Origin of the sequence: Pseudomonas sp. AKS31 (assembly GCF_023634765.1) — a bacterium.
GTDB lineage: Bacteria > Pseudomonadota > Gammaproteobacteria > Pseudomonadales > Pseudomonadaceae > Aquipseudomonas.
On sequence record NZ_JAMLFX010000001.1, the window covers coordinates 526,599 to 541,326 of the forward strand.

The 14,728-nt window shown below is 58.5% G+C and carries 15 protein-coding genes; 13 read left to right on the forward strand and 2 right to left on the reverse strand.

The window, feature by feature from the left end; translation table 11 throughout:
• Window positions 1-193 precede the first annotated feature (193 nt).
• The 5 genes from pyrG to ispD all read left to right on the forward strand — a co-directional run bounded on the left by pyrG (window position 194) and on the right by ispD (window position 5,277).
• A complete protein-coding gene (gene pyrG / locus M9827_RS02230) occupies window positions 194-1,825 on the forward strand; it encodes a CTP synthase (RefSeq protein ID WP_093436570.1) in 1,632 nt (543 codons plus the stop codon).
• Window positions 1,826-1,830: 5 nt separating this feature from the next.
• Window positions 1,831-2,676 (forward strand): 3-deoxy-8-phosphooctulonate synthase, encoded by an 846-nt coding sequence (kdsA, locus tag M9827_RS02235; RefSeq protein ID WP_123452079.1) that lies wholly within the window; start codon window positions 1,831-1,833, stop codon window positions 2,674-2,676.
• A 157-nt stretch (window positions 2,677-2,833) separates the two neighbouring features.
• Entirely contained in the window at window positions 2,834-4,123 is a 1,290-nt protein-coding gene (gene eno, locus M9827_RS02240) for a phosphopyruvate hydratase (RefSeq protein WP_003222156.1), read from the forward strand.
• A 171-nt stretch (window positions 4,124-4,294) separates the two neighbouring features.
• On the forward strand, window positions 4,295-4,573 hold the full coding sequence (ftsB, locus tag M9827_RS02245) for a cell division protein FtsB (RefSeq protein WP_007908838.1): 279 nt from the start codon (window positions 4,295-4,297) through the stop codon (window positions 4,571-4,573).
• A complete protein-coding gene (gene ispD / locus M9827_RS02250; protein ID WP_250603113.1) occupies window positions 4,570-5,277 on the forward strand; it encodes a 2-C-methyl-D-erythritol 4-phosphate cytidylyltransferase in 708 nt (235 codons plus the stop codon). The genes ftsB and ispD overlap by 4 nt, the downstream gene beginning before the upstream one ends.
• A 140-nt stretch (window positions 5,278-5,417) precedes the next feature.
• On the opposite strand, the gene M9827_RS02255 is transcribed toward ispD, so the two are convergent.
• Window positions 5,418-6,314 (reverse strand): LysR family transcriptional regulator, encoded by an 897-nt coding sequence (locus tag M9827_RS02255; protein ID WP_250603115.1) that lies wholly within the window; start codon window positions 6,312-6,314, stop codon window positions 5,418-5,420.
• A gap of 116 nt (window positions 6,315-6,430) precedes the next feature.
• On the opposite strand from M9827_RS02255, the gene M9827_RS02260 reads away from it, so the two are divergent.
• From M9827_RS02260 to rpoS, 8 genes are all read left to right on the forward strand, one after another.
• Window positions 6,431-7,543, forward strand: a complete 1,113-nt coding sequence (locus M9827_RS02260; protein WP_250603117.1) for an S-(hydroxymethyl)glutathione dehydrogenase/class III alcohol dehydrogenase — start codon at window positions 6,431-6,433, stop codon at window positions 7,541-7,543.
• Window positions 7,544-7,638: 95 nt separating this feature from the next.
• Window positions 7,639-8,484: an S-formylglutathione hydrolase gene (fghA, locus tag M9827_RS02265; protein WP_250603119.1), complete on the forward strand. Its 846-nt coding sequence runs from the start codon at window positions 7,639-7,641 to the stop codon at window positions 8,482-8,484.
• A gap of 43 nt (window positions 8,485-8,527) precedes the next feature.
• Complete coding sequence (ispF, locus tag M9827_RS02270; protein ID WP_038979164.1) at window positions 8,528-9,001, forward strand: 2-C-methyl-D-erythritol 2,4-cyclodiphosphate synthase; 474 nt, start codon at window positions 8,528-8,530, stop codon at window positions 8,999-9,001.
• The gene (gene truD / locus M9827_RS02275; protein ID WP_250603121.1) at window positions 8,998-10,056 is read left to right on the forward strand and encodes a tRNA pseudouridine(13) synthase TruD; all 1,059 of its coding nucleotides are present in this window, start codon (window positions 8,998-9,000) and stop codon (window positions 10,054-10,056) included. Before ispF ends, truD begins: the two co-directional genes overlap by 4 nt.
• On the forward strand, window positions 10,044-10,793 hold the full coding sequence (gene surE / locus M9827_RS02280; RefSeq protein ID WP_250603123.1) for a 5'/3'-nucleotidase SurE: 750 nt from the start codon (window positions 10,044-10,046) through the stop codon (window positions 10,791-10,793). The genes truD and surE overlap by 13 nt, the downstream gene beginning before the upstream one ends.
• 41 nt (window positions 10,794-10,834) lie before the next feature.
• Window positions 10,835-11,470: a protein-L-isoaspartate(D-aspartate) O-methyltransferase gene (locus tag M9827_RS02285; protein ID WP_172828219.1), complete on the forward strand. Its 636-nt coding sequence runs from the start codon at window positions 10,835-10,837 to the stop codon at window positions 11,468-11,470.
• 211 nt (window positions 11,471-11,681) lie between these two features.
• Window positions 11,682-12,551 carry a peptidoglycan DD-metalloendopeptidase family protein gene (locus M9827_RS02290; protein WP_250604202.1) on the forward strand — a complete coding sequence of 290 codons (870 nt, stop codon included), beginning with the start codon at window positions 11,682-11,684 and terminating at the stop codon, window positions 12,549-12,551.
• Window positions 12,552-12,657: 106 nt separating this feature from the next.
• The gene (gene rpoS, locus M9827_RS02295; RefSeq protein ID WP_250603125.1) at window positions 12,658-13,665 is read left to right on the forward strand and encodes an RNA polymerase sigma factor RpoS; all 1,008 of its coding nucleotides are present in this window, start codon (window positions 12,658-12,660) and stop codon (window positions 13,663-13,665) included.
• Window positions 13,666-14,289: 624 nt separating this feature from the next.
• Here rpoS and fdxA read toward each other — a convergent pair.
• Window positions 14,290-14,613, reverse strand: coding sequence for a ferredoxin FdxA (fdxA, locus tag M9827_RS02300; protein WP_007908827.1), 324 nt, complete (start codon window positions 14,611-14,613; stop codon window positions 14,290-14,292).
• Window positions 14,614-14,728 lie beyond the last annotated feature (115 nt).

Genomic DNA, 14,728 nt, shown 5'->3' on the forward strand with positions numbered 1-14,728 from the left:
AAGCAGTCTTTGCTGGGCGATTCCAAAAAATGTGTAGCGAGCAACGTACCGGTGTTTCTTCTGCCGGTCTGTCCCAACGCGGCGGTTTTTTTGAAAGGTGCACTGTGATTAATGCAGGTGATCGGGGGCTTCGGCCTTCCTTCGCTTTCCCCGGCGGCTCGTACCGCTTTAACGCAGACTTCTAGGGTTTTTCATGACGCGCTACATATTCGTCACGGGCGGTGTTGTTTCTTCATTGGGGAAAGGCATTGCATCGGCTTCATTGGCAGCCATCCTGGAGGCGCGGGGACTTAAGGTCACCATGCTGAAGCTGGATCCGTACATCAACGTCGATCCGGGCACCATGAGCCCGTTCCAGCACGGTGAAGTGTTCGTCACCCACGACGGCGCCGAGACCGACCTCGACCTGGGTCACTACGAGCGGTTCATCCGCACGACCATGACCCAGAACAACAACTTCACCACCGGCCGTGTCTACGAGCACGTGCTGCGCAAAGAGCGCCGTGGTGACTACCTGGGTGCAACCATCCAGGTGATCCCGCACATCACCGACGAAATCAAGCGCCGCATCATCAAGGGTGCCGGTGACGCTGACGTGGCGATGGTTGAAATCGGTGGCACCGTCGGTGACATCGAGTCGCAACCGTTCCTCGAAGCCATCCGTCAACTGCGTTTCGAAGTCGGTGCCAAGCGCGCGATGCTGATGCACCTGACACTGGTGCCGTACATCGCCACTGCTGGCGAGACCAAAACCAAGCCAACCCAGCACTCGGTAAAAGAGCTGCGTTCGATCGGCCTGCAGCCAGACGTGCTGGTGTGCCGTTCCGATCACCCGATCGACATCTCGTCGCGTCGCAAGATCGCTCAGTTCACCAACGTTGAAGAGCGTGCGGTAATCGCGCTGGAAGACGCCGACACCATCTACAAGATCCCGGGCATCCTGCACTCGCAGGGTCTGGACGATTTCGTTGTCGAGCGTTTCGGCCTGCAATGCGGCAGCGCTGATCTGTCCGAGTGGGATGCAGTGGTTGACGCCAAGCTGAACCCGGAACACGAAGTGACCATCGCCATGGTCGGCAAGTACATGGAGCTGCTGGACGCCTACAAATCGCTGATCGAAGCGATGAGTCACGCCGGCATCAGCAACCGCACCAAGGTCAACCTGCGTTACATCGATTCCGAAGACATCGAAAACCAGGGCACTGCGCTGCTCGAGGGTGTCGACGCGATCCTCGTACCAGGCGGCTTCGGTCTGCGTGGTGTGGAAGGCAAGATCACGGCCGTTCAGTACGCTCGCGAAAACAAGGTTCCGTACCTGGGTATCTGCCTCGGTATGCAGGTGGCGGTCATCGAGTTCGCCCGTAACGTGATGGGCTGGAAAGACGCCAACTCCACCGAGTTCGATCGCGCCAGCGGCCATCCGGTGGTCGGTCTGATCACCGAGTGGGAAGACGCGACCGGTGCCGTTGAAGTGCGTACCGAATCGTCCGACCTGGGCGGCACCATGCGTCTTGGCGCTCAGGACTGCCTGCTCGAAGCCGGTTCCAAGGTCCACGACTGCTACGGCAAGGACGTGATCGTCGAGCGTCACCGTCACCGTTACGAAGTGAACAACAACCTGCTGCCACAGTTGATCGAAGCCGGCCTGAAAATCTCCGGTCGCTCCGCTGATGCGGCGCTGGTTGAAGTGGTTGAAGCGGCCGATCACCCATGGTTCGTTGCTTGCCAGTTCCACCCTGAGTTCACCTCGACACCACGTGATGGCCATCCGCTGTTCAGCGGTTTTGTCAAAGCAGCGTTGGCTCAACACCAGAAGAAGGCGTAACCCCGATGGCACAGAAGATCATCCGCGTCGGCGACATCGAGATTGCCAACGACAAACCCATGGTGCTGTTCGGCGGCATGAACGTGCTGGAAAGCCGTGACATGGCCATGCAGGTTTGCGAGGAGTACGTAAAGGTCACCGAAAAACTCGGTATCCCTTACGTGTTCAAAGCCAGTTTCGACAAGGCCAACCGTTCTTCTGTGACCTCCTATCGTGGTCCTGGCCTGGAAGAGGGCATGCGCATCTTCCAGGACATCAAACAAGCCTTTGGCGTGCCGATCATCACCGACGTCCACGAGCCTGCGCAGGCCGCGGTCGTCGCTGAGGTCTGCGACATCATTCAACTGCCGGCCTTCCTGTCGCGCCAGACCGATCTGGTCGTCGCGATGGCCAAGACCAATGCAGTCATCAACATCAAGAAAGCCCAGTTCCTCGCGCCTCAGGAAATGAAACACATCCTGAACAAGTGCGTCGAAGCGGGTAACGATCAATTGATCCTCTGCGAGCGTGGTTCGAGCTTCGGCTACAACAACCTCGTGGTCGACATGCTCGGCTTCGGCATCATGAAGCAGTTCGAGTATCCGGTATTCTTCGACGTGACCCACGCGCTGCAAATGCCTGGCGGTCGTGCCGACTCCGCCGGCGGTCGTCGTGCCCAGGTTCTGGATCTGGCCAAGGCCGGCATGAGCCAGTCGCTGGCGGGTCTGTTCCTCGAAGCGCACCCGGACCCGGACAACGCCAAATGCGACGGCCCTTGCGCCTTGCGTCTGGACAAACTGGAGCCATTCCTGGCCCAGCTCAAAGCTCTGGACGAACTGGTGAAGAGTTTTCCGACGGTAGAAACCGCGTAAACCTCAATTCTCCGGTAAAGTACCGCACGATTTGTCGCTCATGCCCTCGGGCATGAGCGTTATCGTCTGCAAGCCTGCCCGCTGCACACCCCTTGCCGACGGTAAAAAGATTTCCTCTAGCTGCGTCGTTTTCGTCAACTTTGGAGTGTTTACAACAATGGCAAAAATCGTCGACATCAAAGGTCGTGAAGTTCTCGACTCCCGTGGCAATCCCACCGTGGAAGCGGACGTGCTTCTCGACAACGGCATCATCGGCAGCGCTTGCGCGCCGTCCGGTGCATCCACTGGCTCGCGTGAAGCGCTCGAGCTGCGTGATGGCGACAAGAGCCGTTACCTGGGCAAGGGCGTGCTCAAAGCGGTAGCCAACATCAACGGTCCGATCCGCGATCTGCTGCTGGGCACCGACCCAAGCGACCAGAAAGCCCTGGATCACGCGATGATCAAGCTCGACGGTACCGAAAACAAAGCGACCCTGGGCGCCAACGCCATCCTCGCCGTGTCCCTGGCTGCGGCCAAGGCTGCTGCCCAGGATCAGGATCTGCCGCTGTACGCACACATCGCCAACCTAAACGGCACCCCAGGTGTTTACTCGATGCCGGTACCGATGATGAACATCATCAACGGTGGCGAGCACGCCGATAACAACGTCGACATCCAGGAATTCATGGTGCAGCCGGTTGGTGCCAAGACCTTCTCGGAAGGTCTGCGCATGGGCACCGAGATTTTCCATCACCTCAAAGCTGTGTTGAAGGCCCGTGGCCTGAGCACTGCCGTTGGCGACGAAGGCGGTTTCGCACCGAACCTGGCCTCCAACGAAGACGCGCTGAAAGTGATCTCCGAAGCAGTGGCCAACGCCGGTTACAAGCTGGGCACCGACGTGACCCTGGCCCTGGACTGCGCGGCCAGCGAATTCTACGAAGACGGCAAGTACAACCTGTCCGGCGAAGGCCAGGTGTTCACCGCTGAAGGTTTCGCCGATTACCTCAAAGGCCTGACCGAACGTTATCCGATCATCTCGATCGAAGACGGTCTGGACGAGTCCGACTGGGCTGGCTGGAAGATCCTCACCGACAAGATTGGCGAGAAGACCCAACTGGTTGGCGACGACTTGTTCGTGACCAACACCAAGATCCTGAAAGAAGGCATCGATAAAAAGATCGCCAACTCGATCCTGATCAAGTTCAACCAGATCGGCACCCTGACCGAAACCCTGGAAGCCATCCAGATGGCCAAGGCTGCCGGTTACACCGCAGTGATCTCGCACCGTTCGGGCGAAACCGAAGATTCGACCATTGCCGACCTGGCCGTGGGCACCTCGGCTGGCCAGATCAAGACCGGTTCGCTGTGCCGTTCCGACCGCGTTTCCAAGTACAACCAACTGCTGCGTATCGAAGAGCAGTTGAATGGCAAGGCCAAGTACAACGGTCGCAGCGAGTTCCGCGGCTAAGTACAAACGGATGGAAGGACACCGGATTGTGTCGAAAAAGTCGTGACAGCGATGGATTTGCCACTAATCTGATGCCTTAACAGCACAAGCCTGGGTCTTCCAGGCTTCGTGCTATCAGATGCTTCAAAGTTTTGGCGTGGCTGTCTTTTTTCACTGGATACCTGATATTCGATGCGCAGTCCTTACTGGTTGTTTCTCGTTTTGCTCTTGCTACTGGCCGGTCTGCAGTACCGCCTGTGGGTGGGCAATGGCAGTCTGGCGCAAGTCGCCGAGCTGAATCAGCAGATAGCTGATCAACACGCCGAGAACGAAGGTTTGCTGGAGCGCAATCGCGTGATGGACGCTGAAGTCAGCGAGTTGAAAAAGGGCATGGAGACCGTTGAAGAGCGGGCTCGTCACGAACTGGGCATGGTCAAGGACGGCGAAACCCTTTACCAGTTGGCCCAATGATCAATTCCCTGCCGGCCTTCTGGGCCGTGATTCCTGCCGCGGGCGTCGGTGCCCGAATGGCTGCGGACCGTCCCAAGCAATACCTGCAACTGGGCGGGCGCACAATTCTTGAACACAGCCTCGGCTGTTTCCTCGATCACCCAAGCCTCAAGGGCCTGGTGGTCAGTCTTGCTGTTGATGATCCTTATTGGCCGAACCTGGCCTGCGTCAACGATCCGCGTATTCAGCGGGTTGAAGGCGGGGCCGAGCGTTCCGGCTCGGTGCTCAATGCCTTGCTGCACCTGCATGCGCAGGGTGCCGATGATGAAGATTGGGTGCTGGTACACGATGCGGCACGGCCGAATCTGAGTCGCGATGATCTCGATAAGTTGCTTGCTGAACTGGCAGATGATCCGGTCGGCGGCCTGCTCGCCGTCCCTGCACGCGACACCTTGAAGCGAGTCGACAAGCACGGTCGTGTGCTGGAAACCGTGGATCGCAGCGTGATCTGGCAGGCTTACACGCCGCAGATGTTCCGCCTCGGTGCGCTGCATCGGGCGTTGGCGGACAGTCTTGTGGCGGATGCTGTGATTACCGATGAAGCATCTGCGATGGAGTGGGCCGGTCTCAAGCCGCGTTTGATTGAAGGGCGGGCGGATAACCTCAAGGTCACCCGACCTGAGGATCTGGAATGGTTACGCCAGCGTTGGGCGAATCGCCGCTGAGTGCTGTGGTGCTGGTCAGATTGCCTTCGCGAGCAGGCTCGCTCCCACCTTTGAATTACGCCGAACACGAATTTTGTATCCACTGAAGATCCCCTGTGGGAGCGAGCCTGCTCGCGAAGGCGGCCGCACAGACAACACACTCAGCTCCGATATTCGGGCCGTTCGGCCAACCCCTCCTTCAAAAAATCCACCAACTTGCGCACTTTCGGCGACAGGTGCCGCTGCTGCGGATACAGCGCCCACACCGCAGTATTCGGCGGCTGATGCGCCTCCAGCAACGAAATCAACGCGCCACTGTGCAAGTGCTCCAGCACGTAATAATCCGGCAACTGACACAACCCCACCCCTTGAAGCGCCGCATCCAGCACCGCTTGCCCACTGTTGCAGCGCCAGTTGCCCTGCACGCGCTGGGAAAATTCCCGCCCGTTCTGTTCCAGTTGCCACAGGTCCGAGCTGCCGATCAGGCAATTGTGCCGACTCAATTCCGACAAGCTATGTGGGCGACCATACCGTTCCAGGTAAGACGGAGACGCGCACAGGTACATACGCCGTGGCGCCAGCCGCGTAGCGACCAGTCGCGAATCCTGAAGCCGACCCAAGCGGATTGCCAGATCCAGCCCCTCATGCACCAGGTCCAGTTGGCGATTGCTCAGTTCGATGTCGACGCGCAATTGCGGGTATTGCCCCATAAACCGCGTCACTAACGGCACGATGAACCGCTCGCCGTAGGCGACCGCGCAGGTCATGCGCAGCATGCCTTTCGGTTCGCTGGTCAGGTCACCGACCGCACGCAAAGCCTCTTCGCGACCGTCCTGTAAGCGTTGGCAATGTTGCAAAAACGTTTGCCCCGCCTCGGTCAGCGTCACTCGACGGGTACTGCGATAGAGCAGACGCGTCTGAAGTCTTTCTTCCAGTCGTACGATTTGTCGGCTGATGTGCGAGGACGAAACCCCTAGGCGTTCGGCAGCAGCGGTGAACTGGCTGCATTCGGCAACGGCAACAAACTCGTCAATGCCTTCCCAGCGGTTTTCAGACATCGGGATTATCCCTGTATGGCAATAATGTTTTGCTTTTGTCCGGATTATTCATCGTTAGGCCGTGTATTACACTCCTTGTCTGCTTTTTTATTCAATGGATTCACTGGAGAGTCAGCATGATCAAGTCGCGCGCCGCCGTAGCTTTCGAGGCCAAGAAGCCGCTGGAAATCGTAGAAGTCGATGTCGCCATGCCCAAGGCCGGTGAGGTTTTGCTGCGCGTGGTGGCTTCCGGTGTTTGCCACACGGATGCCTACACCCTGTCCGGCGCTGACCCGGAAGGTATTTTTCCGTCGATCCTCGGCCACGAAGGTGGCGCCATCGTTGAAGCCATCGGCGAGGGCGTGACCTCGGTTGCCGTTGGCGATCACGTCATTCCGCTGTACACCCCGGAATGCGGTCAGTGCAAATTCTGCAAGTCGGGCAAGACCAACCTGTGTCAGGCGATTCGCGCGACCCAGGGCAAGGGTTTGATGCCGGACGGCACTTCGCGTTTCTCCTACAAGGGTGAAACCATTTTCCACTACATGGGCACTTCGACGTTCTCGGAATACACCGTGTTGCCGGAAATCTCCGTGGCCAAGATCTCCAAGGATGCGCCACTGGAAAAGGTCTGCCTGCTGGGCTGCGGCGTCACCACCGGTATCGGTGCAGTGCTCAATACCGCCAAGGTCAAACCGGGTGACACCGTGGCCATCTTCGGTCTGGGCGGTATCGGTCTGTCGGCGGTGATCGGTGCGGTGAAAGCCAAGGCTGCGCGCATCATTGTCATCGACATCAACCCGGCCAAGTTCGAAATCGCCAAACAACTGGGGGCCACCGACTGCGTAAACCCGAAAGACTTCGATCGTCCGATCCAGGAAGTGATCGTCGACATGACCGATGGCGGCGTCGACTTCTCCTTCGAGTGCATCGGCAACGTGCAATTGATGCGTGCCGCGCTTGAGTGCTGCCACAAGGGGTGGGGCGAGTCGGTGATCATCGGCGTCGCGGGTGCCGGTCAGGAAATCGCTACCCGTCCGTTCCAACTGGTGACCGGTCGCGTCTGGCGCGGTTCGGCGTTCGGCGGCGTGCGCGGTCGTACCGAGTTGCCAAGCTACGTCGACATGGCCCAGAGCGGCGAGATCCCGCTGGATACGTTCATCACCCACACCATGGGCCTGGAAGACATCAACAAGGCGTTCGACCTGATGCACGAAGGCAAGAGCATCCGCACCGTCATTCATTTCTAAAAGCAGCGCCAAGCTAAAAGCTTCAAGCTGCAAGTAAGGGTGTCTCTGCCTTGTCTTGAAGCTCGAAGCTTGCCGCTTGTAGCTGGGAGAATCCCATGAGTCTGGAAAACATCTCCTGTCAGAAGAGTTTCGGCGGTTGGCACAAGCGCTATCGCCATCGCTCCGATGTGCTCGGTTGCGACATGGTGTTTGCCGTGTACCTGCCGCCGCAGGCGGAGCAGGGCGGCAAGCTGCCGGTGCTGTACTGGTTGTCCGGCCTGACCTGCACCGATGAGAACTTCATGCAAAAGGCTGGCGCGATGCGCATGGCCGCCGAACTGGGTTTGATCATCGTTGCGCCGGACACCAGCCCGCGCGGGCCGGATGTGCCGGATGATCCGGATGGCGCGTGGGATTTCGGCCTCGGTGCCGGGTTTTATCTGAACGCCACTCAGGAGCCTTGGTCGCGGCACTATCGGATGCATGACTATGTCGTGCAGGAATTGCCTGCACTGGTTGAAGCGCATTTCCCGGCATCGGACAAACGCAGCATCAGCGGTCACTCCATGGGCGGTCACGGTGCGTTGGTCTGTGCGTTGCGCAATCCTGGGCGTTATCAATCGGTGTCGGCCTTTTCGCCGATCAACAATCCGATCGATTGCCCGTGGGGGCAGAAAGCATTTTCGCGTTATCTGGGCGAAGACCGTTCGAAGTGGAAGGAGTGGGATGCCTGCGCACTGATTGCCGAGGCGGACGAAAAACTGCCGCTGCTGGTCGATCAAGGGGATCGCGATGATTTTCTCGCCACCCAGCTCAAACCTGAAGCCCTGCAACAAGCGGCAAAACAAGCGGGCCATCCGCTGACGTTGCGCCTGCAACCGGGCTACGACCACAGCTATTTCTTCATCTCAAGCTTTATAGACGACCACTTGCAGCATCACGCACGCGCTCTGCGCGGTTAATGCAGGTAGAATCACGCCCTGACAAAAATCGGGGCGTTTTTTTATGCGTATTGGCCACGGCTATGATGTGCACCGTTTCGCTGAAGGCGATTTCATTACTCTGGGCGGCGTGCGCATCGCACACAGCTTCGGGCTGCTCGCTCATTCCGACGGTGACGTCCTGCTGCACGCCTTGAGCGATGCCTTGCTCGGCGCCGCTGCGCTGGGTGATATCGGCAAACATTTCCCGGACACCGACCCGCAATTCAAGGGCGCCGACAGCCGTGTGCTGCTGCGTCATGTGGTCGCGCTGATCCACGCCAAAGGCTGGAAAGTCGGTAACGTCGATAACACCATCGTCGCCCAGGCGCCAAAAATGGCGCCGCATATCGAATCGATGCGCGCGCTGATCGCGGCGGATCTTCAAGTTGAGTTGGATCAAGTGAACGTGAAAGCTACCACCACCGAAAAGCTTGGCTTTGTCGGTCGCGAAGAAGGCATCGCCGTGCACTCCGTTGCCTTGTTGCTGCGCGCATGAATGAACTGCAATTGCTCGGCCCGCGGGCCTATGGCGAACCCCTCGGCACCGCAGTACTGAAAGCTATCGCTGAAGACTTTCAGGTCGATGAAGTCCTCGATATCCCGTTCAGCGGCGATGGCGAACATCTGTGGATCTGGGTGGAAAAACGCGGCCTGAACACTGAAGAAGCCGCGCGGCGTATCGCCAAGGCTGCCGGCGTGCCGTTGCGCACCGTCAGCTATGCCGGCCTCAAGGATCGCCAGGCGCTGACCCGCCAGTGGTTCAGTGTGCAATTGCCGGGCAAGGCCGATCCGGATCTGTCGGCGGCGGAAAACGACACGCTGAAGATCCTCAAGACCACTCGCCACAAACGCAAACTGCAACGCGGAGCGCATTCGGCCAACGGTTTCACGCTGCGCCTGACTCAGTTCGATGGCGATAAGGCGGCGATTGAACAACGTCTGCAGTTGATCGCCAAACAAGGTATCCCCAACTATTTCGGCGCCCAGCGATTCGGCCACGACGGCGGCAACGTTGTCGATGCCCGTTCGTGGGCGGCGCGCAAGGCTTTGCCGGAGCAGCGCAACGTGCGTTCGCGTCTGCTCTCGACCGCGCGCAGTTTCCTTTTCAACAAGGTGCTGGCGGCACGGGTTGCCGATGGCACCTGGAACACCGCGCTGGTTGGTGATCTGCTGGCGTTCACCGACAGCCGCAGTTTTTTCCCGGCAGGTGAAGCTGAGTGCAGTGACCCGCGTCTGGCGATTCTCGATCTGCATCCGACTGGCCCGCAGTGGGGTGAAGGTGACTCGCCCACCACTGGTGCAGTCCATGAACTGGAGCAGGAGATCGCCGCCCGCGAAGCGGATCTGCGCGACTGGTTGATCCACGCCGGCATGAGCCACGAACGTCGCATCCTGCGGCTGCCCATTGGCGGGTTGACGTGGCATTATCCCCAACCTGACATTCTGCAACTGGAATTCGTCCTCCCGGCCGGATGCTTCGCCACCGTATTGGTGCGCGAACTCGTTGATCTGGTGCCGGTGGGGCAGACGGACAGCCCATGCGTATTCTGATTTCTAACGACGATGGGGTAACCGCACCCGGTCTCGCCGCGCTTTATGCTGCGCTGGCGGATTACACCGAGTGCGTGGTTATCGCCCCGGAGCAGGACAAAAGCGGCGCCAGCAGTTCGCTGACGCTCGACCGTCCGTTGCACCCGCAATACCTGGCCAACGGCTTTATCAGCCTCAACGGCACACCGACCGACTGCGTGCACCTGGGCCTCAACGGCCTGCTGGAGCGCGAGGCGGACATGGTGGTTTCCGGGATCAACCTCGGCGCCAACCTTGGCGATGACGTGCTGTATTCCGGAACCGTGGCGGCCGCCCTTGAAGGGCGTTTTCTCGAACGTCCGTCATTCGCTTTTTCGCTGGTCTCGCGGCAGGTGGATAATCTGCCGACAGCGGCGTACTTTGCGCGCAAACTGGTTGAGGCCCATGCCGGGCTCGACCTGCCGCCACGCACGGTGCTCAACGTGAACATTCCCAATCTGCCGATCGACCACATTCGCGGTATTCAACTGGCTCGCCTGGGCCACCGCGCCCGGGCGGCGGCGCCGATGAAAGTGGTCGATCCGCGTGGCAAGGCCGGGTACTGGATTGCCGCTGCCGGCGATGCTGAAGATGGCGGCCCGGGCACTGACTTTCATGCGGTGATGCAGGGATTTGTGTCCATCACGCCGTTGCAGCTTGATCGCACCTTCAACGATGCGTTCAGAAGCCTTGATGGCTGGCTGGAGGGACTGCGCTGATGGCACGTGAACACGAAGACAGGCTGCGCAGCGGGATCGGCATGACCTCTCAGCGTACCCGCGAGCGGCTGATCCAGCGCCTCTACGAAGAGGGCGTGTCCAACGCCAAGGTGCTGGAAGTGATCCGGCGCACACCTCGTCACCTGTTCGTCGACGAAGCGCTGGCACACCGCGCCTATGAAGACACGGCGTTGCCGATCGGCAACAACCAGACCATTTCCCAGCCTTATATGGTGGCGCGCATGAGCGAGTTGCTGCTGGAGGCGGGGCCGCTGGATAAGGTGCTGGAGATCGGCACCGGGTCCGGTTACCAGACAGCGGTGTTGTCGCAACTGGTCGAGCGAGTGTTCTCGGTTGAGCGCATCAAAGTGCTGCAGGATCGCGCCAAGGAACGTTTGGTTGAACTGAATCTGCGCAACGTGGTGTTCCGCTGGGGCGATGGCTGGGAGGGCTGGCCGGCGCTGGCCCCGTATAACGGCATTATCGTCACCGCCGTAGCCACGGATGTTCCGCAAGCCTTGCTCGATCAACTGGCTCCGGGAGGACGCATGGTGATTCCGGTGGGTTCCGGAGAAGTGCAGCAATTGATGCTGATCGTGCGTGAGGAAAACGGCTTTTCCCGGCATGTGCTGGGGGCGGTCCGTTTCGTGCCGTTGCTCAATGGGCCACTGGCCTGAGCATTTGTTTGCGTGCGCTGAATTCCTTTCGTTCGCCTGTGTCTTACCTCGGCAGCGATGGTTTAAACGCAGCAGATTGCAACTTGCAAACGTGTGCGCGAAGCGATTTCGCTTCATTGAAGGTAAAGCCGATTCGGCCCGTTATACTGGCGACACCTTATGCCGAAATCCGGCATTCCACATTTTTCAGCCACCACAAAGGGAGCGGCGGGTGAGTCTCACAGTCATTGCGCAGCGTATGGGTAACACGAGCTTTCAGCGCCTGGTGACTGGCCTTGTCTTGAGCACCTTGCTGGTCGGTTGCTCCAGCACCAAATCGAGCAATGTGCGGGTGGTCGACCGCAACAACGCGGTGGCCCAGCGTCCTACGGTGACGACCGGGCAGTATGTAGTCCGTCCGGGCGATACGATGTTTTCGATCGCGTTTCGCTACGGCTGGGACTACAAAGCCCTCGCGGCCCGGAACAATATTCCTACGCCGTATACGATCCATCCGGGTCAGACAATTCGCTTTGATGGTCGTACCGGTTCAACGCCGACAGCGGTTGTGAGCAACAGCAGTTCTGCACCTTCCTCGTCGAGCAAAACCACGGTAATCCGGCGCCAGGCAAATGGCACGACAACCACTACAACCACCGGTTCTACGGGGGCTGTACCGTCCGTCGCCAACAAGCAAGCACCCGCGCCGCTGCCTCCGGCAGGCCCGGCCCCGACCGGCTGGGGATGGCCATCTAATGGCATTCTGATTGGAAAATTCTCTTCAAACGGTAGTTTGAATAAAGGAATTGATATCGCCGGAGATTTGGGACAGCCTGTTTTAGCTGCGTCTGATGGGACGGTGGTATACGCCGGGAGTGGCTTAAGGGGCTACGGCGAATTAGTCATCATCAAACACAGCGAAACCTACGTCAGTGCCTACGGACATAACCGCAGGCTGTTGGTTCGGGAGGGGCAGCAGGTCAAGGTCGGACAGACAATTGCCGAAATGGGGTCAACGGGTACAGACCGGGTGAAACTGCATTTTGAGATTCGCCGCCAAGGTAAACCTGTAGATCCGCTGCAGTTCCTGCCAAGACGTTGATTTGTAGGCCAGCCTGTTCCGTCGCGTAGAGGGGACAGGCTCCAGCGCTGCCAAGGATAAAGGCGTCGCTTGAGCTTGGGGTCGAACTCACCAAAGGACTATAACAATGGCTCTCAGTAAAGAAGTGCCGGAGTTTGACATCGACGATGAGGTTCTCCTTATGGAGGCCGGCATCGAGTCGGATTCGATGTCGAATGATGAAGGGGCTGCTCCACCTTCCGTTCGTTCCAAATCCAAACACTCCGCTTCACTTAAACAACATAAGTACATCGACTACACGCGTGCACTTGATGCCACGCAGTTGTATCTCAACGAAATCGGCTTTTCCCCATTGCTCTCCCCGGAGGAAGAAGTTCATTTTGCGCGCTTGTCGCAAAGTGGCGATCCGGCCGGGCGCAAGCGCATGATTGAAAGTAACCTGCGGCTGGTGGTCAAAATCGCCCGACGTTACGTCAATCGGGGGCTGTCGCTGCTGGATCTGATCGAAGAGGGCAACCTCGGGCTGATCCGGGCGGTGGAAAAGTTTGATCCCGAGCGCGGCTTCCGCTTCTCGACCTACGCGACCTGGTGGATTCGTCAGACCATCGAGCGCGCGATCATGAACCAGACCCGGACCATCCGGTTGCCGATTCATGTGGTCAAGGAGCTCAACGTGTACCTGCGGGCTGCACGGGAGCTGACGCAAAAGCTCGACCACGAACCTTCACCCGAAGAAATCGCCAATCTGCTGGAAAAACCGGTGGGCGAGGTCAAGCGCATGCTCGGCCTGAACGAGCGGGTTTCTTCGGTCGACGTCTCGCTGGGTCCGGATTCGGATAAAACCCTGCTGGACACTCTTACCGATGATCGTCCGACCGATCCTTGTGAACTGCTACAGGACGATGACCTGTCGCAGAGCATTGATCAATGGCTGTCGGAGCTGACTGACAAGCAACGCGAAGTGGTCGTACGCCGCTTCGGCCTGCGCGGTCACGAGAGCAGCACGCTGGAAGATGTAGGCCTGGAGATCGGCCTGACCCGTGAACGGGTCCGACAAATCCAGGTAGAAGGCCTCAAGCGCCTGCGTGAAATCCTTGAAAAGAATGGCCTGTCGAGCGAGTCGCTGTTCCAATAAGCGTCCCATACGCCTGCCCGCAAAAAGCCCCGACTGGTTCGGGGCTTTTTGTTGCCTGCTCAAGTAGCGAATGTGATTTCCTGTGGCGAGGGGCTTGCTCCCGCTGGGGCACGAAGTGGCCCCACTTTATCTGGAACGAGGCCTGCTGCGCAGTCCAGTGGGGCACGCTGCCTCGCCGTGCTGCTCATCACCAGACATACGGTCGACATTTCCATCGTTTGTAGTCTTGCGGTGTAAGCCTTGTCTTACTCTGTCGTAAGTCTTCCCTATTTTTACAGGCCGGCAGACGTCGATTCCTTCTTGGGGCTATGGCTAACTATATGATTTATAAGTTTATTTTTTTATATGAAGTGCTTATTACAGGGTTTTCAGTCCGCCATGGTCGATTGCTCTTGTCAGGGAACTCTCTAGTATCTGGGTTGTGTCGACGGACAGACACGCCCTTCAAGGAAGAGGGGAACGGACATCGCAGGACGCGATTCATCAGGACGATGAAAAGGAATACAGGGAATAGGGAAAAAATGTGGGCGGGTCATACCGCCCCTTTTTTTTGCCCGCAGAAAAGCAATACATGGAAAAGCAAAAAGGCCCACAAGGGGCCTTTTGTTTCGAGCGCGCGACAGATCAGCGTTCGAGGTCTTTGATCTTGCCTTTGACGCCATCCCACTCTTCGGCGTCCGGCAGCGATTCTTTCTTCTCGGTGATGTTCGGCCAGATTTCAGCCAGCTCAACATTGAGTTGAATGAACTCCTGCATCTCTTCCGGAACTTCGTCCTCGGAGAAGATGGCTACAGCCGGGCATTCCGGTTCGCACAGGGCGCAGTCGATGCACTCGTCCGGGTGAATCACCAGGAAATTCGGGCCTTCGTAAAAGCAGTCCACCGGACAGACTTCTACGCAGTCGGTGTACTTGCACTTGATGCAGTTGTCGGTGACGACGAAGGTCATTTCTAATTTTCTCCTCAGGCGGCGGCAGCGTAGCCCCTTCACGGTTGGGGTCGCCAGGTTCGGGAGCGATGCCTGCTGGCCAGGCTATTAGCCAGCAGCATCCCAAACCGCGCGA

Coding starts and splice junctions, on each gene's coding strand:
- pyrG (WP_093436570.1), top strand. CDS start 194: ATGACGCGCTACATATTCGTCACGGGCGGTGTTGTTTCTTCATTGGGG.
- kdsA (WP_123452079.1), top strand. CDS start 1,831: ATGGCACAGAAGATCATCCGCGTCGGCGACATCGAGATTGCCAACGAC.
- eno (WP_003222156.1), top strand. CDS start 2,834: ATGGCAAAAATCGTCGACATCAAAGGTCGTGAAGTTCTCGACTCCCGT.
- ftsB (WP_007908838.1), top strand. CDS start 4,295: ATGCGCAGTCCTTACTGGTTGTTTCTCGTTTTGCTCTTGCTACTGGCC.
- ispD (WP_250603113.1), top strand. CDS start 4,570: ATGATCAATTCCCTGCCGGCCTTCTGGGCCGTGATTCCTGCCGCGGGC.
- M9827_RS02255 (WP_250603115.1), bottom strand. CDS start 6,314: ATGTCTGAAAACCGCTGGGAAGGCATTGACGAGTTTGTTGCCGTTGCC.
- M9827_RS02260 (WP_250603117.1), top strand. CDS start 6,431: ATGATCAAGTCGCGCGCCGCCGTAGCTTTCGAGGCCAAGAAGCCGCTG.
- fghA (WP_250603119.1), top strand. CDS start 7,639: ATGAGTCTGGAAAACATCTCCTGTCAGAAGAGTTTCGGCGGTTGGCAC.
- ispF (WP_038979164.1), top strand. CDS start 8,528: ATGCGTATTGGCCACGGCTATGATGTGCACCGTTTCGCTGAAGGCGAT.
- truD (WP_250603121.1), top strand. CDS start 8,998: ATGAATGAACTGCAATTGCTCGGCCCGCGGGCCTATGGCGAACCCCTC.
- surE (WP_250603123.1), top strand. CDS start 10,044: ATGCGTATTCTGATTTCTAACGACGATGGGGTAACCGCACCCGGTCTC.
- M9827_RS02285 (WP_172828219.1), top strand. CDS start 10,835: ATGACCTCTCAGCGTACCCGCGAGCGGCTGATCCAGCGCCTCTACGAA.
- rpoS (WP_250603125.1), top strand. CDS start 12,658: ATGGCTCTCAGTAAAGAAGTGCCGGAGTTTGACATCGACGATGAGGTT.
- fdxA (WP_007908827.1), bottom strand. CDS start 14,613: ATGACCTTCGTCGTCACCGACAACTGCATCAAGTGCAAGTACACCGAC.